Genomic DNA, 21,405 nt, shown 5'->3' with positions numbered 1-21,405 from the left:
GCTCGGGGCCGGCGGCCGCCGGGCCCTGGGAAGCCGTCATCGCCGCGGCCACCAGGGCCGAGACAAGTGCCGCGGCCGCGCCCCGGCGCAGGCCGCGTCCGAATATTCGTGCCGACATGAGCGGGACCCTCCACTGGACGTCCGAACGTCCGCGTGACCCTACGTCAACTCCCTGCACAGGGCACGCACTACGGGCAGCACATTCACCACATCCCCACGTCCCTGCGCAGCTCACGCATACTGTCCCGGCAGTCGGCAACCCCAGGGAGGCACCGTGCCGTTCACTCTCAGCCACGCGGCCGCGGTACTTCCGGCCATCCGCCGCACGGGCCGCGCCCGGGGGCCGCTGGTCGCCTCGGCGCTGGTGCTGGGGTCGTTCGCGCCGGACTTCTTCTTCTTCGCGGACGCGGTCGTCGGCGGCCTCATGGGTTACGGCACGTTCACCCACTCCCTGCTGGGCGTGGCCTCGGCGGACGCCGTCATCACCGCCGCCCTCGCCGCGTACTGGCTGCTGCTGCGCGAGCCGCTGCTCGCGCTGCTGCCGCCCTCCCGGCGGGGGCGGGTGCACGCCTTCGTCCGCGGCGAGCACTGGCGGGGGCTCCGACTGCCCGTGCTCGCCCTGCGGTTCTACCTCTCGGCGGTCACCGGCTCGCTCACCCACGTGGTGTGGGACAGCTTCACGCACGGGGACCGCTGGGGGACGAACGCGCTGCCGTGGCTGGCCCGGCCCATCGCCCTCGGCCTGGCTCCGTACACCTTCCTCCAGTACGGCACCTCCGCGGTCGCCGCGTGCGCCCTGCTCTGGTTCACCGTCAGCGGCCTGCGCCGCCTGCCGTCACGGCCCGCGCCCCGGTCGGTGCCGGTACTCGGCCGGGCGGAGAAGTGGGGCGCGCTGCTCCTGGTCGGCGCGTGCGTCACGGCCGGGATCACCCTGCGGGTGATGCGCTTCTTCACCTTCTACGACCGCATCCGCAGCCCCCTCGACATCATCCCGACCCTCTGCTTCGGAGCCGGCGGCGGACTCGCGGTGGGCCTCCTGCTGTACGGGGCCCTGGTGCGAGCACGCCACCACCGCGGCCGGAACGACGCCCTCCCGGACCGGGAAACGCGAACGCCCGTCCCCACCGCGTAGGCGGGGACGGGCGCGCGGGCGCTAGTGCGCGGCGGACTCCCAGTCGCCGCCCACGCCCACGGACACGTCCAGCGGGGCCCGCAGCTCGACCGCGGCGCCCATCTCGCGGCGCACCAGCTCCTCGACCCGCTCCCGCTCGCCGGGGGCGACCTCCAGGACGATTTCGTCATGGACCTGGAGCAGCATCCGCGACGCCAGACCGGCCTCGCCCAGCGCCTTGTCCACGCGCAGCATCGCGACCTTGACGATGTCGGCGGCGGTGCCCTGGATCGGGGCGTTCAGCGCCATCCGCTCGGCGGCCTCGCGGCGCTGGCGGTTGTCGCTGTTGAGGTCGGGCAGGTAGCGGCGGCGCCCGAAGACCGTCGCCGTGTAGCCGGTGGCCCGGGCCTCGTCCACCACGCGCTGGAGGTAGTCGCGGACCCCGCCGAACCGCTCGAAGAAGGTCTCCATCAGGCCGCGCGCCTCGGCGGGCTCGATGTTCAGCTGCTGGGCGAGACCGAACGCCGACAGACCGTAGGCCAGGCCGTAGGACATGGCCTTGATCTTGCGGCGCATCTCGGCGTCGACCTGGGAACGCTCCACCCCGAACACCTGGGAGGCGACCGTGGTGTGCAGGTCCTCGCCGGAGTTGAAGGCCTCGATCAGGCCCGCGTCCTCCGAGAGGTGGGCCATGACCCGCAGCTCGATCTGGCTGTAGTCGGCCGTCATCAGCGACTCGTAGCCCTCGCCGACGACGAAGCCGCGGCGGATGGCCCGGCCCTCGTCCGTGCGCACCGGCACGTTCTGCAGGTTGGGGTCCGTGGACGACAGGCGGCCCGTGGCGGCGGTGGTCTGGCTGAAGCTGGTGTGCACCCGGCCGTCGGCGGCGATCGACTTGACCAGGCCCTCGACGGTCACGCGCAGCTTGGCCTGCTCCCGGTGACGCAGCATGATCACCGGCAGTTCGTGGTCGGTCTGCGTGGCCAGCCAGGCCAGCGCGTCCGCGTCCGTCGTGTAGCCGGTCTTCGTCTTCTTCGTCTTGGGCAGGTCCAGCTCGCCGAAGAACACCTCCTGGAGCTGCTTGGGCGAGCCCAGGTTGAACTCGTGCCCGACGGCCGCGTGCGCCTCCTTCACCGCCTGCTGCACGGCGCCCGCGAACTGCTGCTCCATGCCCTCCAGGTGGTCGCGGTCGGCGGCGATGCCCGCCCGCTCCAGGCGGGCCAGCAGCTCGGAGGTGGGCAGCTCCATCTCGTGCAGCAGCTCGACGGCGCCGACCTCGGGCAGCTTCGCGGTGAACGCGTCGCCCAGGTCGAGGACCGCGCGGGCCTGCGCCATCAGCGCGTCCGCCTCGGCGGTCTCGTCGGCGCCGAACGCCAGCTGCCCGTCGGAGGCCGGCGGCTGCAGCTCACGGCCCAGGTACTCCACCGACAGCACGTCCAGCGCGAAGGAGCGCCGGCCCGGCTTGACCAGGTAGGCGGCCAGCGCCGTGTCCATGACGACGCCCGCCAGGGTCCAGCCGTGCTCCGGGAAGACCCGCATCAGGCCCTTGGCGTTGTGCACCGTCTTCGGCGCGGACGGGTCGGCCGCCCACGCGGCGAAGGCCCGCTCGTCGGCCTCGTCCAGCTCGGACGGGTCGAACCAGGCGGCCGCACCGCCCGCCGCGGCCAGCGCCACCTCGGCGACGCTGCCCTGGCCCAGCCCCCAGCTGTCCACGGTGGAGACGCCGAGGGGGCCGCCCGCGTGCGCCGCGAGCCACGGCGCCAGCTCGCCCGCGCCCAGCACCGACCCGTCCAGCTCCACACCCGCCGCCGGAGCCGGCGCCTCCTCCTCGGCCGCGCCCGGGTCCACGGCCAGCAGCCGCTCGCGCAGCGAGGCGTTGCGGATCTCCAGCACGTCCAGCACCCCCGTGACCGCACCGCGGTCGTAGGGGGCGCGCTCCAGGTCGGCCGGGGTCTTGGGCAGCTCCACGTCCTTGACCATCTCGGTCAGGACCCGGTTGAGCTTGACGGACTCCAGGTGGTCGCGGAAGTTCTGCCCGGCCTTGCCCTTGACCTCCTCGGCCCGCTCCACCAGCTCCGCGAACGAACCGAACTGGTTGATCCACTTCGCCGCCGTCTTCTCACCGACGCCCGGGATGCCCGGCAGGTTGTCCGACGGGTCGCCGCGCAGCGCCGCGAAGTCCGGGTACTGGCGCGGGGTGAGCCCGTACTTCTCCACGACCTTCTCGGGCGTGAACCGGGTCAGCTCCGAGACGCCCTTCGTCGGGTACAGCACGGTCGTGTGCTCGGACACCAGCTGGAAGGAGTCCCGGTCGCCGGTGACGATCAGCACCTCGAAGCCCAGGGCCTCGGCCTGCGTCGCCAGCGTCGCGATCACGTCGTCGGCCTCGAAGCCGTCGACCGCGAACCGCGGCACCTTCATCGCGTCCAGGAGCTCGCCGATCAGCTCGACCTGCCCCTTGAACTCGTCGGGGGTCTTCGAACGGTTCGCCTTGTACTCGGGGAACTCCGTCGAACGCCAGGTCTTGCGGGACACGTCGAACGCCACCGCGAAATGCGTGGGCGCCTCGTCGCGCAGCGTGTTCGCCAGCATCGACGCGAAGCCGTAGATGGCGTTGGTCGGCTGGCCCGTCGCCGTCGTGAAGTTCTCCGCGGGCAGCGCGAAGAACGCCCGGTACGCCAGGGAGTGCCCGTCCATGAGCATCAGGCGGGGGCGGTCCGCTGCGGTCGTCTGGTCGGTCTTCTTCGATGCTGTCTCTGCCACGCCCCCGATCCTAGGCGCCCCCACCGACAAATCCGCCGTCGGCGATGTCGGCGGAGCGTGACAGGATCGGGGTGTACGAGAAAACTGCTCGAAGGGGAGCGACATGGCCACCAAGCCGCCCGCAGGTGATCCGGTACAGGACGCGCCGCACGTCGGACCCCCTCGGCACGCCGCGGCCGGCCTGCCCGCCATCGGCCACACCCTCAAGATCGCGAACGAGCAGATGGGCCTGCTCCGCACCGCGCAGACCCTCCTCAAGGTCAACCAGAAGAACGGCTTCGACTGCCCCGGCTGCGCCTGGCCCGAGGGCGACAAGCGGCACACCGCCGAATTCTGCGAGAACGGCGCCAAGGCCGTCGCCGAAGAGGCCACCCTGCGCCGCGTCACCCCCGCCTTCTTCGCCGAGCACCCCCTCGCCGACCTCGCCGGGCGCTCCGGCTACTGGCTCGGCCAGCAGGGCCGCATCACCCACCCGATGTACCTGCCCGAAGGCGGCGACCGCTACGAGGCCGTCAGCTGGGAACGGGCCTTCGCGATCATCGCCGAGGAGCTGAAGGCCCTCTCCTCCCCCGACGAGGCCGTCTTCTACACCTCCGGCCGCACCAGCAACGAGGCCGCGTTCCTCTTCCAGCTCTTCGCCCGCGAGTTCGGCACCAACAACCTGCCCGACTGCTCCAACATGTGCCACGAGTCCTCCGGCTCCGCACTCAGCGAGACCATCGGCATCGGCAAGGGCAGCGTCTCCCTCGAAGACCTCCACCGGGCCGACCTGATCATCGTCGCCGGACAGAACCCGGGCACCAACCACCCCCGCATGCTCTCCGCCCTGGAGAAGGCCAAGACCGCCGGCGCGAAGATCATCTCGGTGAACCCGCTGCCCGAAGCCGGCATGGAGCGGTTCAAGAACCCCCAGACCCCCCTCGGCATGATCAAGGGCACCGCCCTCAACGACCTCTTCCTCCAGATCCGCATCGGCGGCGACCAGGCCCTCTTCCGCCTCCTCAACAAGCTCGTCATCGAGACGGACGGCGCCCTCGACGACGACTTCATCCGGGAGCACACCCACGGCTACGACGCGTTCGCCGCCGCCGCCAAGGAAGCCGACTGGGACGAAACCCTCAAGGCCACCGGCCTGACCCGCCCCGAGATCGAACGCGCCCTGGCCATGGTCCTCGCCTCGAAGCGCACCATCATCTGCTGGGCCATGGGCCTCACCCAGCACAAGCACGCCGTCGCCACCATCCGCGAGGTCGTCAACCTCCTCCTGCTCCGCGGCAACATCGGCCGCCCCGGCGCCGGCGTCTGCCCCGTCCGCGGCCACTCCAACGTCCAGGGCGACCGCACCATGGGCATCTTCGAACGCCCCGCACCCGCCTTCCTCGACGCCCTCGACCGCGAGTTCTCCATCACCTCACCGCGCGCCCACGGCTACGACGTCGTCCGCGCCATCGAGGCCCTGCGCGACGGGCACGCCAAGGTCTTCTTCGCCATGGGCGGCAACTTCGTCGGCGCCACCCCCGACACCGACGTCACCGAAGCGGCCATGCGCAACGCCTCCCTGACCGTCCACGTCTCCACCAAGCTCAACCGCTCCCACGCGGTCACCGGCCGGCGCGCCCTGATCCTGCCCACCCTCGGCCGCACCGACAAGGACGTCCAGGCGAGCGGCAAGCAGTTCGTCACGGTCGAGGACTCCATGGGCATGGTCCACGCCTCCCGCGGCAACCTCGCCCCCGCCTCCCCCCACCTGCTCTCCGAGCCCGCCATCGTCGCCCGCATGGCCCGCGCCGTCCTCGGCACCGCCTCGAAGACCCCCTGGGAGGACTTCGAAGGGGACTACGCCGCCATCCGCGACCGCATCGCCCGCGTCGTCCCCGGCTTCGGGGACTTCAACGCCCGCGTCGCCCGCCCCGGCGGCTTCCAGCTCCCCCACGGCCCCCGCGACGAGCGCCGCTTCCCCACCAAGACCGGCAAGGCCAACTTCACCGCCGCCCCCGTCGAGTACCCCGAGGTCCCCGCCGGGCGCCTGCTCCTGCAGACCCTGCGCAGCCACGACCAGTACAACACCACCATCTACGGCCTCGACGACCGCTACCGCGGCATCACCGGCGGACGCCGCGTCGTCATGGTCCACCCCGACGACGCCGCCGAGCTCGGCCTCGCCGACGGCTCCTACACGGACCTGATCAGCGAATGGAAGGACGGCGTCGAGCGCCGCGCCCCCGGCTTCCGCGTCGTCCACTACCCCACCGCCCGGGGCTGCGCCGCCGCCTACTACCCCGAGACCAACGTCCTGGTCCCCCTCGACTCCACCGCCGACACCAGCAACACCCCCGCCAGCAAGTCCGTCGTCGTGCGCTTCGAACCGGCCTGATAGAACGACCCCAGGACCACATGGTTAACGAGCGTTGACGAACGGAGCAGGCCCATGGCCGACGAGCAGCAGCACGCCGTGAAGTTCCCCCAGGAAGTCCTGGACGAGTACGCGGCCCTGGGCATAGACCTGCCCGCCCTGTTCTCGGCCGGCGCCCTCGGCGAGCGCATGGAGATCAAGATCCTGGAGGCCTCGGCCGACCGCGTCGTCGCCACGATGCCCGTCAAGGGCAACACCCAGCCCTACGGACTCCTGCACGGCGGCGCCTCCGCCGTCCTGGCCGAGACCCTCGGCTCAGTCGGCGCCATGATGCACGGCGGCAGCAAGAAGATCGCCGTCGGCGTCGACCTCAACTGCACCCACCACCGGGGCGCGCGCGAGGGGATCGTCACGGGCACCGCCACCCCCGTCCACCGGGGCCGCTCCACCGCCACCTACGAGATCGTCATCACCGACGACCAGGACCGCCGCGTCTGCACCGCCCGCCTCACCTGCCTCCTGCGCGAGACGGAGTCCTGAACTCCGCCTCCATGAACGACACGGAGCCTTAACAACGGGGCCGAGACGACCCGTTGTGCGCTCCCCCGGCGCCGGTCTAGCGTTCCCCGTATGGGAACCGGACCGGCGCCGCGGCACATCACCGCCGCCCCCACGGCAACGCCACCCCGATGACCGGGAGCGGGATAGGCCCGCTGGAGCCCGGGGAGGGCACCTGGGACCGGGAGGGCGCGCGTACGGGGCCCCGTACGCCTCCCCCTCCCCGCTGGACCGAGCGCCCGCGCGCCTTCTACGGCCGCCACCGCCGGGCCGTCCTGACCGCCGCGTCCGCGGCCGTCCTGGCCGCCGCGGCCCTCCGGATCCACGCCACCCGCCCCGAGCCGCCGGTGGCGCTCCCGCCGCCCGCCCCCTCCCAGTCCCTCTCCCTCACCTACGGGAATCCGGTCGAGCCGGCCCCCGACGGCGCCGCCTTCGCGTTCACTGTCCGTGTGCGGAGCTCGTCCGGTCCCCCCGTCATCGTGGAGCGGATCGGCCAGCCGTCACCGGCGCTGAGCGTGACGATCCGGCCACGCCTCCCGGCCGCGGTCGCGCCGGGAGAAGTCCGCGAGCTCCTCGTGCTGATTGAGGCAAAAGACTGCGTGCATGTAGCACGGAATTCTGGACTCCCATTCCTGGAAGTAACCCTGAGTAATGGAATCCAGAAAGAGGATCACAGTTACATCCCCGGTGACCGATATGCCAGGGATCTTTCCGTCGCACTGACCAGGGCATGTCCCGAAGATCGAGACAAGCCCTCCACCGCGCCGTCATGACCAAAAACCCCTAGAGTCCTGGCGTGTCAGCACCAAACCGCCGCATGCTCCTGCCCCATCTCAGCATCCGGACAAGACGAACCGGCCTGAATTCCCCCGTTCCCCCCGCACACATCCGCTATGTATTACGCCGTGGCATAACAAGAGAGTCACATCATTGGCCTCAGCCCTCCATATCCCCCGAAGAGCCGCCTAGAGTCACGCCCAGTTACCGCGACCGCCGGATTTCCTCAGTTCGGTTCCCCGCGTTCGACTCGACGCGTCCCACCGGGGGCGCGGCGCCAGGAAAGGACTGATTGTGCGTTCTCGTCAGCTCATCGCCGTGACCGCCGCCCTCGCCGCGGGCGCTCTCACTCTCACCGCCTGCGGCTCGCGCAACGACAACGGCGGCTCCGCCGGAGGCGACGGCAACACCACGGTCGTCATCGGCGTCGACGCCCCGCTGACGGGCGACCTCTCCGCCCTCGGCCTCGGCATCAAGAACTCCGCCGACCTCGCCGCCAAGCAGGCCAACGAGAAGAAGTACGTCAAGGGCATCACCTTCAAGGTCGAAGCCCTCGACGACCAGGCCCAGGCCTCCTCCGGCCAGCAGAACGCCACCAAGCTCACGGCGAACAAGGACGTCCTCGGCGTCGTCGGCCCCCTCAACTCCTCCGTCTCCGAGGCCATGCAGAAGGTCTTCGACGACGCCAAGCTGACCCAGATCTCGCCGGCCAACACCAGCCCCTCCCTGACCCAGGGCCCCAAGTGGGCCGAAGGCCAGAAGGCCCGCACCTACAAGAGCTACTTCCGCACCGCCACCACGGACGCCATCCAGGGCCCCTACGCGGCGCAGTACCTCTTCAACAAGGCCGGCAAGAAGAAGGTCTTCATCATCGACGACAAGAAGACCTACGGCGCCGGTCTCGCCGGAACCTTCAAGGGCGAGTTCACCAAGCTCGGCGGCCAGGTCGTCGGCGAGGGCCACATCGACCCCGAGAGCAAGGACTTCTCCGCGATCGTCACCCAGGTCAAGTCCTCGGGCGCCGACGTCGTCTACTACGGCGGCGAGTACCCCGCAGCCGGCCCGCTCAGCAAGCAGATCAAGGCCTCCGGCACCAACATCCCGCTCGTCGGCGGCGACGGCATGAAGGACAAGAAGTACGTCGAGCTCGCCGGCCCCGGCGCCCAGGGCGACCTCTGCACCTCCGTCGGCGCCCCCGTCGAGAGCCTCCCCTCCGCCAAGGAGTTCGTCGACAACTACAAGAAGGCCGGCTACAAGGACGACTACTCCGCCTACGGCGGCTACTCGTACGACTCCGCCTGGGCCGTCATCGAAGCCGTCAAGAAGGTCGCCGACGCCAACAACGGCAAGCTGCCCTCCGACGCCCGCGCCAAGGTCCTCGAGGCCGTCCAGGGCGTCAACTTCGACGGCGTGACCGGCAAGGTCTCCTTCGACGAATTCGGCGACGCCACCAACAAGCAGCTCACCGTCTACAAGGTCGACGGCGACGACTTCAAGACCGTCGAGTCCGGCACCCTCGCCGGCTGACCCGCCTAGCCCTCACCCCTCACCTGCCGCGCGGGGCGCCGCACCACAGCGCCCCGCGCGGTGTCACATCCGTCGAAAGACTCGGAGGACCTGCGGTGCACGAACTGCCGCAACAGCTGGTCAACGGCCTGCTACTGGGATCCATGTACGGGCTCGTCGCCATCGGCTACACGATGGTCTATGGCATCGTCCAGCTCATCAACTTCGCCCACGGCGAGATCTTCATGACCGGCGGGTTCGGAGCCCTCACGGTCTGGCTGATGCTCCCCGGTGGCACCACGATGTGGATCGCCCTGCCGCTCATGCTCATAGGCGCCATCATCGTCGCCACCCTCATCGCCGTCGGGGCCGAACGCTTCGCCTACCGGCCCCTGCGCAGCGCACCCCGCCTCGCGCCGCTCATCACCGCCATCGGCCTCTCCATCGTCCTCCAGCAGGTCGTCTGGGCCTGGTTCCCCAACGCGAAGTCCTCCGTCAAGTTCCCCGAACTCCCCGGCGGCGCCTTCCACATCGGCAGCATCACCATCCAGACCGGTGACGTCTTCCTGCTGATCGCCGCCCCCATCTCCATGGCCTTCCTCGGCTTCTTCGTCAAGAAGACCCGCACCGGCCGCGGCATGCAGGCCACCGCCCAGGACCCCGACACCGCCAAGCTCATGGGCATCAACACCGACCGCATCATCACGGTCGCCTTCGCCCTCGGCGCCACCTTCGCAGCGGTCGGCGCCGTCGCCTACGGCCTCAAGTACGGCGAAGTCAACTACCGCATGGGCTTCATCCTCGGGCTCAAGGCCTTCACCGCAGCCGTCCTCGGCGGCATCGGCAACATCTACGGCGCCATGATCGGCGGCCTCGTCCTCGGCCTCGCCGAAACCCTCACCACCGCCTACATCGCCGACGTGCCGGGCATGCAGCAGCTCGGCGGCCAGTCCTGGGGCAACACCTGGGCGTTCGTACTCCTCATCCTCGTGCTCCTCTTCCGGCCCCAGGGCCTGATGGGCGAGCGCGTGGCGGACAGGGCGTGAGAACCATGACGACCACCACCACCGACACCACGCAGCAGACGGCGGCCACCGGCCGCAAGGGCATCTCCTTCCCCGAGAAGACCGCCCGCGCCCTCGCCACCGCCGGCGGCGCCCTCACCGTCCTCTCCTGCTTCCTCGCCTGGACCTGGACCTCCGCCTTCCCCGGCGACCTCACCGTCTACGGATACCCCGGCGGCCTCCAGTGGCTCGTCCTCGTCGGCGGCGCCCTCACCACCGTCTTCGGCCTCGCCTCCTACGGCACAAAGGGCCTGCGCTGGATCGCCCCCGCCGGAACCGACGCGGCGATCAAGCTCTGCGCCCTCGGCACCCTCCTCACCGTCGCCTACACGGCCTGGGCCATCAGCAACACCCTCGGCGGCCTCGTCAACCTGGAGCCCGGCGGCTTCGTCGCCATCGCCACCGCACTCCTGGCCTACCTCGGCGCCCGCTCCCTCCCCTTCGAGCGCCCGGTCACCGAACTCGCCGACCCCGAAGACAGCTGGTGGGAGCAGACCAAGCACAACATCGGCAACAGCTGGGCCGTCACCAAGGCCGCCCACGCCAGCGGCACCGCCAAGCCGGCCCGCGCCCTCCCGGCCTACGCCGAGATCCTCATCATCACCGCCGTCCTCGCCGTCGGCCTCGGCGTCTTCACCTACGGCGTCACCACCCCCTACCAGGAACTCTTCATCGGCTTCCTGATCACCGCCGGCTTCGGCTTCGCCGCCCTCAACAAGGCCGGCCTGGTCGCCCGCTTCACCGCCCTCACCACCAAGCACCGCAACGTCGCCCTCGTCGGCGCCTTCGTCGCGGCCGCCGCCTTCCCCCTCACCCAGACCGACGACCAGTACGCGACCCTCGGCGTCAACATCCTCATCTTCGCCACCGTCGCCCTCGGCCTGAACATCGTCGTCGGCCTCACCGGCCTCCTCGACCTCGGCTACGTCGCCTTCCTCGGCGTCGGCGCCTACACCGCGGCCCTGGTCTCCGGCTCCCCCAACTCCCCCTTCGGAGTCCACCTCCCCTTCTGGGCCGCCATCCTCCTCGGCGCCGCAGCCTCCATGGTCTTCGGCGTCCTCATCGGAGCCCCGACCCTGCGCCTGCGCGGCGACTACCTCGCCATCGTCACCCTGGGCTTCGGAGAGATCTTCCGCATCTCGATGAACAACCTCGACGGCGTCTCCGGCCCCGACCTCACCAACGGCCCCAACGGCGTCGCCGGTGTCCCCAACGTCGACCTCTTCGGGTTCGACTTCGGCGCCACCCACGACTTCTTCGGATTCGCCGTCGGCCGCTTCGCCAACTACTTCCTGCTGATGCTCCTGGTCACCCTCATCGTGATCATGGTCTTCCGCCGGAGCGCCGAATCCCGCATCGGCCGCGCCTGGGTCGCCATCCGCGAAGACGAAACCGCCGCCGAAGCCATGGGCATCAACGGCTTCCGCGTCAAGCTCATCGCCTTCGCCCTCGGCGCCACCCTCGCCGGCCTCGCCGGCGCCGTACAGGCCCACGTGAACTACACCGTCACCCCGGACCAGTACGTCTTCGCCAACGCCGTACCCCCGAACTCCGCGTTCCTCCTCGCCGCGGTCGTCCTCGGCGGCATGGGCACCATCTCCGGCCCCCTCGTCGGCGGCGCCCTCCTCTTCATGATCCCCAACAAGCTCCAGTTCCTGGGCGAGTACCAGCTCCTCGTCTTCGGCATCGCGCTCGTCATCCTGATGCGCCTGCGCCCCGAAGGCCTCATCCCCAACCGGCGCAACCAGCTCGAACTCCACAAGGACCTCGAAGCGCCCACAGTCCTCGGCAAGGCAGGGGCCTGATCCATGACCACCACCACGACCGAAACGGCCACCGCCGAGACCGTCCTCGACGCCCGCGGTGTCACGATGCGCTTCGGCGGCCTCACCGCCGTCAAGAACGTCGACCTCACCGTCCGCAGCGGCGAGATCGTCGGCCTCATCGGCCCCAACGGCGCCGGCAAGACCACCTTCTTCAACTGCCTCACCGGCCTCTACATCCCCACCGAGGGCGAAGTCCGGTACAAGGGCACGGTCCTGCCCCCCAAGTCCTTCAAGGTCACCGCGGCCGGCATCGCCCGCACCTTCCAGAACATCCGTCTCTTCAACAACATGACGGTCCTGGAAAACGTCCTCGTCGGACGCCACACCCGCACCAAGGAAGGCCTCTGGTCCGCCCTCCTGCGCCTCCCCAGCTTCGGCAAGGAGGAGCAGGCCAGCCGCGAGCGCGCCATGGAGCTCCTGGAGTTCATCGGCCTCGCCAACAAGGCCGAACACCTCGCCCGCAACCTCCCCTACGGCGAGCAGCGCAAGCTGGAGATCGCCCGCGCCCTCGCCAGCGACCCCGGCCTCATCCTCCTGGACGAGCCCACCGCCGGCATGAACCCGCAGGAAACCCGGGCCACCGAAGAACTCATCTTCGCCATCCGGGACATGGGCATCGCCGTACTCGTCATCGAGCACGACATGCGCTTCATCTTCAACCTCTGCGACCGCGTCGCCTGCCTCGTCCAGGGCGAAAAGCTCATCGAAGGCACCGCCGGCGAGGTCCAGAGCGACGAACGCGTCGTCGCCGCCTACCTCGGCGAACCCTTCGAAGGCGCCCCCGGCGCCGAGGAAGCCGCCGAAGTCGAGGCCGCCGAACACGCCGCCGAAGCGGAAGCCGAGCCCGAAGCGGAAGCCGAGGCCGAAGCCGAAGCCCCGGCCGACGCCGAAGCCGACGCCGACGCGCACAGCACCACCAGCACGGACGGAGAAGCCAAGTGACCGCCCTCCTGGAGGTCGAAGACCTCCGCGTCGCCTACGGCAAGATCGAAGCCGTCAAAGGCATCTCCTTCACCGTCGAAGAAGGCCAGATCGTCACCCTCATCGGCACCAACGGCGCCGGCAAGACGACCACTCTGCGCACCCTCTCCGGACTGATCAAGCCCAAGGGCGGCCAGATCAAGTTCCAGGGCAAGTCCCTCAAGAAGGTCCCCGCACACAGCATCGTCTCGCTCGGACTCGCCCACTCCCCCGAGGGCCGGCACATCTTCCCCCGCATGAGCATCGAGGACAACCTCCTCCTCGGCGCCTTCCTGCGCAGCGACAAAGAAGGCATCCAGAAGGACGTCCAGCGCGCCTACGACCTCTTCCCCATCCTGGGAGAGCGCCGCAAGCAGGCCGCCGGCACCCTCTCCGGCGGCGAACAGCAGATGCTCGCCATGGGCCGCGCGCTCATGTCCCAGCCGAAGCTGCTCATGCTCGACGAGCCCTCCATGGGCCTCTCGCCGCTCATGATGCAGAAGATCATGGCGACGATCGCCGAGCTCAAGGCCTCCGGCACCACGATCCTGCTGGTCGAGCAGAACGCCCAGGCCGCGCTGTCGCTGGCCGACCAGGGCCACGTCATGGAGATCGGCAAGATCGTCCTGACCGGCCCGGGCCGCGAGCTCCTCGTCAACGAGGACGTCCGCAAGGCGTACCTCGGCGAGGACTAGCCCGCACCCTCAAAGCCGTGAGGCCCGTCTCCCCTCGGGGGGAGACGGGCCTCACGCATGCTCCGGGACTACTTCCCGGCGGCGTTCTGCTTCTTCTCCTCGGCGTCCTCGATGACCGCCTCGGCGACCTGCTGCATGGACATGCGGCGGTCCATGGAGGTCTTCTGGATCCACCGGAACGCGGCCGGCTCGGTCAGCCCGTACTGGGTCTGCAGGATGCTCTTGGCGCGGTCGACCAGCTTGCGGGTCTCCAGACGCGCGGAGAGGTCCGCGACCTCCTTCTCCAGCGCCTTCAGCTCCGCGAACCGGGACACGGCCATCTCGATGGCCGGGACCACGTCGCTCTTGCTGAACGGCTTCACCAGGTACGCCATGGCCCCGGCGTCCCGCGCCCGCTCGACGAGGTCGCGCTGCGAGAAGGCGGTGAGCATGAGGACCGGGGCGATGGACTCCCCCGCGATCTTCTCGGCGGCGGAGATCCCGTCGAGGACGGGCATCTTCACGTCGAGGATGACGAGGTCGGGGCGGTGCTCCCGCGCGAGCTCGATGGCCGTCTGGCCGTCGCCGGCCTCGCCGACGACGGAGTAGCCCTCCTCTTCGAGCATCTCTTTGAGGTCGAGACGGATGAGCGCCTCGTCCTCGGCGATGACGACGCGGGTCGTCAGCGGCGGAACGTGCGACTGGTCGGCGTCGGGCGTGGGCGTCGACTCGTGCTCGGCGGTCACGGAGGCTCCTCTTTGCGGGGCATAACAAGCTCCCCCGAGCCTACCTAGCTCCTGTAAGGTGGTGCCACGCAGGGATCCCTGTTCCCTACGTTTCTTAGGCCCCAGTACTCCAATTGGTCAGAGAGGCCGCTCTCAAACAGCGGACAGTGTGGGTTCGAATCCCACCTGGGGCACTCTTCCTTAAATTCCAAGGTCACGCGATATCCGTGTGGCCTTCACCCGTTTTAGGGAAGCTCGCGGAATTGCGGCACGTGGGCGAATTGCACACGTCAGCGTCGATCGCATGTACGACATCGCGACACGCAAGCGCACCCTCGCCATGCTCGCCGAGGGGCGCAGCATGAACTCCGTCAGCAAGGAAACCGGGATATCCCGAGCCGCCATCCGCTCCTGGCAGACTCGCATCGACCCGCTCCCCCGCCTGAACCAATCGGCACCCTGCGCCGGCCCGGCTGACGAGTCCGCCTACGCCTACCTCCTCGGCCTCTACCTCGGCGACGGGTGCATCAGCCCGCACCCGCGCGGCGGGCACCACCTCCGCATCTTCTGCGACAACGCCTGGCCCGGACTCATCCAGCAGTGCCGGGCAGCTGTCCTTGCGGTGCGGCCGACCGACAAGGTCTACGTGTTGCAGCGCCAGGGCTGCGTGGCCGTCACCAGCTACGGGCGGCACTGGACCTGCCTGTTCCCGCAGCATGCCCCCGGCAAGAAGCACGAACGCCGCATCGCCCTCGAACCCTGGCAGCAGGAGATCGTGGACGCTCACCCGTGGGAGTTCATCCGGGGGCTCATCCACTCCGACGGGTGCCGGATCACCAACTGGACCGTCCGGAACGGGAAGCGGTACGAGTACCCGCGGTACTTCTTCACCAACAAGTCCGACGACATCCGGCGGCTCTGCACCGACACCCTCGCCAAGGTCGGCGTCCAGTGGACGGTCCTCGCGCGGGGCAGTGACCCCTTCAACGTGTCCATCGCGCGGAAGGAATCCGTCGCCCTCATGGACGCCCATGTCGGCCCGAAGCACTGAGCAGGCCGTAGACCGTGCAGGGGCGGTTCAGGACCGTGTCCTCGCGTAGGGGGGTGAAGCCCAGGCGGTGGGCGACGGCGGTCGAGGCCGTGTTGCCGTGGTGGATCATGGCGGTGATCTGGTCGAGGCCCAAGGGGCCGAAGCCCCAGGCGAGGACGGCGCGGGCCGCTTCCGTGGCGTAGCCGTGGCCCCAGTGGGTGCGGGCGAAGGTCCAGCCTATTTCGGTTTCGTCGAATTCCTTCCACCAGTTCAGGCCGCAGCGGCCGATCGTTTCGCCGGTGTCGCGGAGTTCGACGGCGCAGAGGCCGTGGCCGCGTTCCTTCCACTGTTGCTGGATGTCGTGGAGGCGTGCTGCCGCTTGGGCGTGGGTGTAGCTGCCGACGAAGCGGCCGACTTCTTCGTCGGCGTGGAGGCGGACCCACCAGTCGGCGTCGTGTTCGGTGAGGGGGCGGAGGTGGAGGCGGTCGGTGGTGATCACTGGGTTTCGCTTTCCTTGCGGTGGATGGCGGTGTGCGCTGCTTCCGCTGCGCCGAGGCCGAGTATGAGGAATGCCGCGCCGATGGGGCCGAGCCAGTGGGCTCCGAGGGTCGTGATGCCGGCTTGGCCGGCGAGGGGTGCGAGGGAGACGCCGGTGTAGACCGTCGCGGAGGCGAGGCCGGTGAGCAGGGGTGCGGCGGTGGGGAGGGCGGTGATCAGGCGGTGGGTTTGTGGGGCGAGGAGTCCCCATCCGCTGGCGCCCCAGATGGCGAGGGCGGCGAGGGTGGTGGGGAGGTGGGCGCTGGTCCATGGGAGGAGGGCGAAGTTGATGGCGGCGATGGTGATGGCGGTGTTGATGATGCGGCGGCTGCCATAGCGGTCGGTGAGGGTGCCTGAGGTGAGGGTGCCGGCGGTGGCGGCGAGGCCCCAGACGAAGAGGAGGGCGGCGAGGGTGGTGCCGTTGTTGTGGGTGGCGCGGTCGAGTGAGGGGCCGATGTAGGAGTAGACGGTGTAGAGGCCGGTGTAGGCGAGGAGGGTGGTGAGGAGGGTGAGGCCGATGCGCTGGTCGGTGAGGGGGGTGAGCCGGGTGCGTAGGGGGATGGTGGGTGGGGTGGGGAGGGTGGGGAGGAGGGTGGTTCCGGCGGCGGCGAGGAGGCCGAGGGTGGTGACGAAGAGCATGGTGGTGCGCCAGTTGCCGGTGAGGCTGGCGAGGGCGGTGCCGAGGGGTGCGCCGAGGGCGGTGGCGGCGCTGAGGCCGGTCATGACGGTGGCGATGGCGCGGCCGCGGCGTTCGGGTGGTGCGAGGGCGGTGGCTGCGGCGATGGCGGCGGGGGTGATCATGGCGCCGCCGAGTCCGGCGAGTGCGCGTGCGGCGAGGGCTACGCCGAAGACGGGGATGGTGGCGGTGATGAGGTTGCCGGTGGTGAAGATCGTGAATCCGGTGAGGAAGAGGGTGCGGCGTGGCCAGCGGGTGGTGAGGGTGGCCATGACGGGGCCGAGTAGGGCGTAGGTGAGGGCGTAGGCGGTGAGGAGCCAGCCGGCGGTGGTGGTGGGGACGTCGAGTGAGTGTGCGGCGTCGGGGAGGATGCCGGCGATGACGAAGCTGTCGGTGCCGATGGCGAACATGGCGGTGGCGAGGGTGAGGGTGAGGTGGGGGCGGTGCACGGTGGTGGGGGCTCCAGGAGGGTTGATGTAACTGGTTTGGTTACGACGGTGTTCTGAAAAGAGGCCGGCCCGCGGGTGGGGGCCGGCCGGTGTGGTGGGTGCGGCGGGGTCAGGGGGCGAGGGTGTCGCGGAGTACGTCGGCGATGGTGACGGAGGCGAGTTCGCGTTTCATCGATTCCTCCGCGCGGTCGTAGGCGTCGCGCAGTACGGGTGGGATGCCGGTGCCGACGGGGCACTTCTGGTTGGGGGTGGTGGCATGGAGGGCGAGGAGGGGGTCGGGTTCGACGGCGAGGTAGACGTCTCTGAGGGTGATGTCCTCGGGTGTGCGGGCGAGTCGCCAGCCGGCGCCGACGCCGCGTCGTGATTCCACCAGGCCTGCGTCGCGGAGGTTGCCGAGGGTGCGGCGGATGACGACGGGGTTGGTGTTGACGCTGTTGGCGATCTGGTCGGAGGTGACGATGCCGTCGGGGCGCCTGGGGCAGACGAGGGCCATCCACGTCAGGGTGTGTGTGGCCACGGTCATGCGGCTGTTCGCGCTCATCGGCCTCTCCTTTCACCCTTGTCGCAACTGATTCTGTTACAACAGGTGCCCGCGCGTCCAGTCCGGCTGCCGAACCTAGCCTTGAGTCTCCAGTGGGTGGAGACCTCAAGGTGGGGACATGGACGGCGCGGCGGAGTTGTTTCCGATCGGGGAGCTGGCCCGGAGGTCCGGGCTGGCGGTGCGGACCATCCGCTTCTACTCCGACGAGGGGATCGTCGCGCCGGCCGGTCGAAGTCGTGCCGGGTACCGGCTGTACGACGTCGGCGCGCTGGTACGTCTGGAGCTCGTGCGGACGCTGCGTGAGCTGGGTGTGGATCTGCCCAGCGTGCGGCGGGTGCTGGATCGGGAGTTGTCGGTGGCCGAGGTGGCCGCGGTGCACGCCGATGCGGTGGAGGTGCAGATCCGGGTGTTGCGGTTGCGTGGGGCGGTGTTGCGGTGGGTGGCCGAGCGCGGGTCCAGTCCTGAGGAGGTCCGGTTGGTGCACGAGGTGACGCGGTTGTCGGCGCAGGAGCGTCGTCGGCTGGTGGACGTGTTGGTGGAGGGGGCGGAGGAGTCGGTGGCGGCGATGGTGCGGGTGGCTGCGCCGGATCTGCCGGAGGATCCGTCGGCGGAGCAGGTGGAGGCGTGGGTGGAGTTGGTGGAGCTGATGGGTGATGAGGGGTTCGGGGAGGTGTTCCGGGCCGGGCCTGGGGTCGAGGGGCCGGTGGATCCGCGGGTGGAGCGGTACTGGCGGCTGGTGTGGGCGGTGAACGGCTGGCAGGTGGTGCCGGGGTGGGTGCCCTAGGTTGGGGTGACCGATGAGATGAAGGGGTTGCCGCGATGAGCGAGAAGGCTCGGAAGCTGTTCGATGCGCTGGATCTGAACCATGACGGTGAGCTGACGCGGCTGGAGGTGATTTCGGCGCTGCGGTCGAAGGGGCCGACGCTGGCGGCGCGGGGGGATCTGCCGTTCTGGGGTCTGGGGGACGCGGACGCGTCGTCGGCTCTGTTCGATGCTGCGGACAAGAACGGTGACCAGGTGCTGACGTTCGAGGAGTTCGAGGCCGAGGTGGATCGCCGGTTCGGCTGGTAGGGGGGTTTGCCCCACCTGGTGTCGGGTGGGTAGCGGGATGCCGTGGGTGGTCGTCTCCGGGAAAGGGTGGGTGCAGCACGTTTCGGTGGTGTTCCTGCGATTTTCCTGGAGTCGGCGCGTGGGTGAGATGACGAGGCAGAGGCGTCGGAGGCTGGCGGCCGTGGTGGCGGTCGGGGTTCTGGCGGTGGGGGTGGGTGCGCAGCCGGCGGCGTTCGCGGCGGGTCGGCCGGATTCCGTTCAGCGGGGGCTGGATGAGCTGGTGCGGGAGGGCGGGGTGCCTGGTGCGCTGGCGGCGGTGTCGGATGGGGAGGGGCGTGCGCGGACTTACACGGCCGGGGTGGGTGATGTGGTGACGGGTGCGGTGGTGCCGCGGGACGGGCAGGTGCGGATCGGGAGCAATACCAAGGTGTTCACGGCCGTGGTGGTGTTGCAGTTGGTGGGTGAGGGGAGGCTGGGGCTCGACGACCGGGTGGAGGAGCATTTGCCGGGGGTGGTGCGCGGGGAGGGGTTCGACGGGCGTCGGATCACGGTGCGGCAGCTGCTCCAGCACACGAGCGGTATTCCGGACTATGAGGCGGAGGTGGGGGATGCGATCGAGCAGGGGCGGTATGTGGAGCCGCGTGAGCTGCTGGAGATCGCGTTCCGGCATCCGGCGACGTCGCGGGACGGGAAGACGTTCGGGTACAGCAATACGAATTATGTGCTGGCGGGTCTGATCGTGGAGAAGGTGACGCGGCGGTCGCTGGCTTCGGAGATCGACCGGCGGGTGGTGCGGGAGCTCGGGTTGCGGCACACGTACTTTCCGGCGCCGCGTGAGCGGGGTATCCGGGAGGCGCATCCGCGGGCGTATCACCAGGACGTGGTGGGTGGGCCGTTGCGGGACGTGACGGAGATCGATCCGTCGGCGGCGTGGGCGGCGGGGCAGATGGTGTCGACGAACTCCGATCTGAACCGTTTCTTCGGTGCGTTGCTGGCGGGGGACCTGTTGGAGCCCGCGCAGCAGGAGGCGATGATGCGGACCGTGCCGGTCGGGGATTCGGGTGCGGGGTACGGGCTGGGTTTGATGAGCCGGCCGTTGTCGTGTGGTGGGGTGTACTGGGGGCACGGCGGTGACATCACGGGGTTCGAGATCCGGGGTGGGGTGGCCGGGGACGGGCGCGCGGTGAGTGTCGCGGTGACGGTGGATCCGGCGGATTACGCGGTCACGAGGCGGTTGGAGGCTTTGGTGGACCGGAGTCTGTGCCGTCGTTGAGGTCGGGTGTGCACGGAAACGCCGCCGGGGCCCTTTTTCGGGTGGGCCCGGCGGCGTTTTCATGTGCGCGTGGGTGTCAGTGGACGGGGTCGCCGATGTGGTGGATGCGGACGAGGTTGGTCTTTCCGCTGACGCCGGGGGGTGAGCCGGCGGTGATGACGACGATGTCGCCGGTCTGGCAGCGTCCGATGCGCAGGAGTTGTTCTTCGACCTGGGCGACCATGGCGTCGGTGGAGTCGACGTGGGGGCCGAGGAAGGTTTCGACGCCCCAGGTGAGGTTGAGCTGGGAGCGGGTGGCGGGGTCGGGGGTGAAGGCGAGGAGGGGGATGGGTGAGCGGTAGCGGGAGAGCCGGCGGACGGTGTCTCCGCTCTGGGTGAAGGCGACGAGGTATTTGGCGTCGAGGAAGTCGCCCATTTCGGCGGCGGCGCGTGCGACGGCGCCGCCCTGGGTGCGGGGTTTGTTGCGGTCGGTGAGGGGCGGGAGGCCCTTGGCGAGGATGTCCTCTTCGGCGGCTTCGACGATGCGGGCCATGGTGCGGACCGTTTCGACGGGGTGTTTTCCGACGCTGGTTTCGCCGGAGAGCATGACGGCGTCGGTGCCGTCGATGACGGCGTTGGCGACGTCGGAGGCCTCGGCGCGGGTGGGCCGGGAGTTCTCGATCATCGAGTCGAGCATCTGGGTGGCGACGATGACCGGTTTGGCGTTGCGCTTGGCGAGTTTGATGGCCCGCTTTTGGACGATGGGGACCTGTTCCAGGGGCATTTCGACGCCGAGGTCGCCGCGGGCGACCATGATGCCGTCGAAGGCGGCGACGATGTCGTCGATGTTTTCGACGGCCTGGGGCTTTTCGATCTTCGCGATGACGGGGAGACGTCGGCCTTCCTCGTCCATGATGCGGTGGACGTCTTCGATGTCGAGGCCGGTGCGGACGAAGGAGAGGGCGATGACGTCGGCGCCGGTGCGCAGGGCCCAGCGGAGGTCTTCGATGTCCTTGTCGGAGAGGGCGGGGACGGAGACGGCGACGCCGGGGAGGTTGAGGCCCTTGTGGTCGGAGACCATGCCGCCTTCGATGACGCGGGTGTGGACGCGGGGGCCGTCGATGGCGGTGACTTCGAGGGTGACGCGGCCGTCGTCGACGAGGATGCGTTCGCCGGTGGTGACGTCGGTGGCGAGGCCCTGGTAGGTGGTGCCGCAGGTGTGGCGGTCGCCGGGGTGGTCTTCGACGGTGATGGTGAACTCGTCTCCGCGTTCAAGGAGTACGGGTCCTTCGTGGAAGCGGCCGAGGCGGATCTTCGGGCCTTGAAGGTCGGCGAGGATGCCGACGCTGCGGCCGGTTTCGTCGGAGGCCTTGCGTACGCGGTGGTAGCGCTCCTCGTGTTCGGCGTAGGTGCCGTGGCTGAGGTTGAAGCGGGCGATGTCCATTCCGGCTTCGATCAGGGCTTTGATCTGGTCGTACGAGTCGGTGGCGGGGCCCAGGGTACATACGATTTTCGCTCGGCGCATGGGGCGAGCGTATGCCCTACCGAGGGGT

The 21,405-nt window shown here is 69.5% G+C and carries 18 protein-coding genes and 1 tRNA gene; 13 read left to right on the top strand and 6 right to left on the bottom strand.

The window, feature by feature from the left end:
• The first annotated feature begins 274 nt into the window (after window positions 1–274).
• Entirely contained in the window at window positions 275–1,132 is an 858-nt protein-coding gene (locus tag AB0F18_RS21180; RefSeq protein ID WP_362062899.1) for a DUF4184 family protein, read from the top strand.
• A 21-nt stretch (window positions 1,133–1,153) separates the two neighbouring features.
• On the opposite strand, the gene polA is transcribed toward AB0F18_RS21180, so the two are convergent.
• Window positions 1,154–3,874, bottom strand: a complete 2,721-nt coding sequence (gene polA / locus AB0F18_RS21175; RefSeq protein ID WP_362062897.1) for a DNA polymerase I — start codon at window positions 3,872–3,874, stop codon at window positions 1,154–1,156.
• A 103-nt stretch (window positions 3,875–3,977) separates the two neighbouring features.
• Between polA and AB0F18_RS21170 the strand changes: the two genes are divergently transcribed.
• The 7 genes from AB0F18_RS21170 to AB0F18_RS21140 all read left to right on the top strand — a co-directional run bounded on the left by AB0F18_RS21170 (window position 3,978) and on the right by AB0F18_RS21140 (window position 13,613).
• On the top strand, window positions 3,978–6,248 hold the full coding sequence (locus AB0F18_RS21170; protein ID WP_362062895.1) for an FdhF/YdeP family oxidoreductase: 2,271 nt from the start codon (window positions 3,978–3,980) through the stop codon (window positions 6,246–6,248).
• Window positions 6,249–6,302: 54 nt separating this feature from the next.
• The gene (locus AB0F18_RS21165; RefSeq protein WP_362062893.1) at window positions 6,303–6,767 is read left to right on the top strand and encodes a hotdog fold thioesterase; all 465 of its coding nucleotides are present in this window, start codon (window positions 6,303–6,305) and stop codon (window positions 6,765–6,767) included.
• Window positions 6,768–7,856: 1,089 nt separating this feature from the next.
• Entirely contained in the window at window positions 7,857–9,089 is a 1,233-nt protein-coding gene (locus tag AB0F18_RS21160; RefSeq protein WP_362062891.1) for a branched-chain amino acid ABC transporter substrate-binding protein, read from the top strand.
• Window positions 9,090–9,184: 95 nt separating this feature from the next.
• Window positions 9,185–10,114 (top strand): branched-chain amino acid ABC transporter permease, encoded by a 930-nt coding sequence (locus AB0F18_RS21155; protein ID WP_362062889.1) that lies wholly within the window; start codon window positions 9,185–9,187, stop codon window positions 10,112–10,114.
• A 5-nt stretch (window positions 10,115–10,119) separates the two neighbouring features.
• Complete coding sequence (locus AB0F18_RS21150) at window positions 10,120–11,937, top strand: branched-chain amino acid ABC transporter permease (RefSeq protein ID WP_362062887.1); 1,818 nt, start codon at window positions 10,120–10,122, stop codon at window positions 11,935–11,937.
• A gap of 3 nt (window positions 11,938–11,940) precedes the next feature.
• A complete protein-coding gene (locus tag AB0F18_RS21145; RefSeq protein WP_362062885.1) occupies window positions 11,941–12,900 on the top strand; it encodes an ABC transporter ATP-binding protein in 960 nt (319 codons plus the stop codon).
• The gene (locus AB0F18_RS21140) at window positions 12,897–13,613 is read left to right on the top strand and encodes an ABC transporter ATP-binding protein (protein ID WP_362062883.1); all 717 of its coding nucleotides are present in this window, start codon (window positions 12,897–12,899) and stop codon (window positions 13,611–13,613) included. Before AB0F18_RS21145 ends, AB0F18_RS21140 begins: the two co-directional genes overlap by 4 nt.
• Window positions 13,614–13,681: 68 nt before the next feature.
• On the opposite strand, the gene AB0F18_RS21135 is transcribed toward AB0F18_RS21140, so the two are convergent.
• Complete coding sequence (locus tag AB0F18_RS21135) at window positions 13,682–14,338, bottom strand: response regulator (protein ID WP_362062881.1); 657 nt, start codon at window positions 14,336–14,338, stop codon at window positions 13,682–13,684.
• A 98-nt stretch (window positions 14,339–14,436) separates the two neighbouring features.
• Between AB0F18_RS21135 and AB0F18_RS21130 the strand changes: the two genes are divergently transcribed.
• A tRNA-Leu gene (locus AB0F18_RS21130) sits at window positions 14,437–14,511 on the top strand.
• 110 nt (window positions 14,512–14,621) lie between these two features.
• The gene (locus tag AB0F18_RS21125; protein WP_362062879.1) at window positions 14,622–15,368 is read left to right on the top strand and encodes a transcriptional regulator; all 747 of its coding nucleotides are present in this window, start codon (window positions 14,622–14,624) and stop codon (window positions 15,366–15,368) included.
• Here AB0F18_RS21125 and AB0F18_RS21120 read toward each other — a convergent pair.
• The 3 genes from AB0F18_RS21120 to AB0F18_RS21110 all read right to left on the bottom strand — a co-directional run bounded on the left by AB0F18_RS21120 (window position 15,337) and on the right by AB0F18_RS21110 (window position 17,550).
• A complete protein-coding gene (locus tag AB0F18_RS21120) occupies window positions 15,337–15,846 on the bottom strand; it encodes a GNAT family N-acetyltransferase (protein WP_362062877.1) in 510 nt (169 codons plus the stop codon). The genes AB0F18_RS21125 and AB0F18_RS21120 overlap by 32 nt on opposite strands.
• Window positions 15,843–17,009: an MFS transporter gene (locus AB0F18_RS21115; protein WP_362062875.1), complete on the bottom strand. Its 1,167-nt coding sequence runs from the start codon at window positions 17,007–17,009 to the stop codon at window positions 15,843–15,845. Before AB0F18_RS21115 ends, AB0F18_RS21120 begins: the two co-directional genes overlap by 4 nt.
• A gap of 109 nt (window positions 17,010–17,118) precedes the next feature.
• Entirely contained in the window at window positions 17,119–17,550 is a 432-nt protein-coding gene (locus AB0F18_RS21110) for an Rrf2 family transcriptional regulator (RefSeq protein WP_362062873.1), read from the bottom strand.
• 118 nt (window positions 17,551–17,668) lie between these two features.
• Between AB0F18_RS21110 and AB0F18_RS21105 the strand changes: the two genes are divergently transcribed.
• The 3 genes from AB0F18_RS21105 (at window position 17,669) to AB0F18_RS21095 (ending at window position 19,873) form a co-directional block, all read left to right on the top strand.
• Window positions 17,669–18,334, top strand: coding sequence for a MerR family transcriptional regulator (locus AB0F18_RS21105; protein WP_362062871.1), 666 nt, complete (start codon window positions 17,669–17,671; stop codon window positions 18,332–18,334).
• A 35-nt stretch (window positions 18,335–18,369) separates the two neighbouring features.
• Window positions 18,370–18,621, top strand: a complete 252-nt coding sequence (locus AB0F18_RS21100; protein WP_362062869.1) for an EF-hand domain-containing protein — start codon at window positions 18,370–18,372, stop codon at window positions 18,619–18,621.
• A 127-nt stretch (window positions 18,622–18,748) separates the two neighbouring features.
• A complete protein-coding gene (locus AB0F18_RS21095) occupies window positions 18,749–19,873 on the top strand; it encodes a serine hydrolase domain-containing protein (protein ID WP_362062905.1) in 1,125 nt (374 codons plus the stop codon).
• Window positions 19,874–19,949: 76 nt separating this feature from the next.
• Here the strand turns inward: AB0F18_RS21095 and pyk are convergent, their stop codons facing one another.
• A complete protein-coding gene (gene pyk / locus AB0F18_RS21090) occupies window positions 19,950–21,377 on the bottom strand; it encodes a pyruvate kinase (protein ID WP_362062867.1) in 1,428 nt (475 codons plus the stop codon).
• Window positions 21,378–21,405 lie beyond the last annotated feature (28 nt).

This window comes from Streptomyces sp. NPDC029216 (assembly GCF_040648015.1).
Lineage (GTDB): Bacteria > Actinomycetota > Actinomycetes > Streptomycetales > Streptomycetaceae > Streptomyces.
Note: the sequence above shows the minus strand (reverse complement) of the source record. Positions and strands in the feature narration are given on the sequence as shown.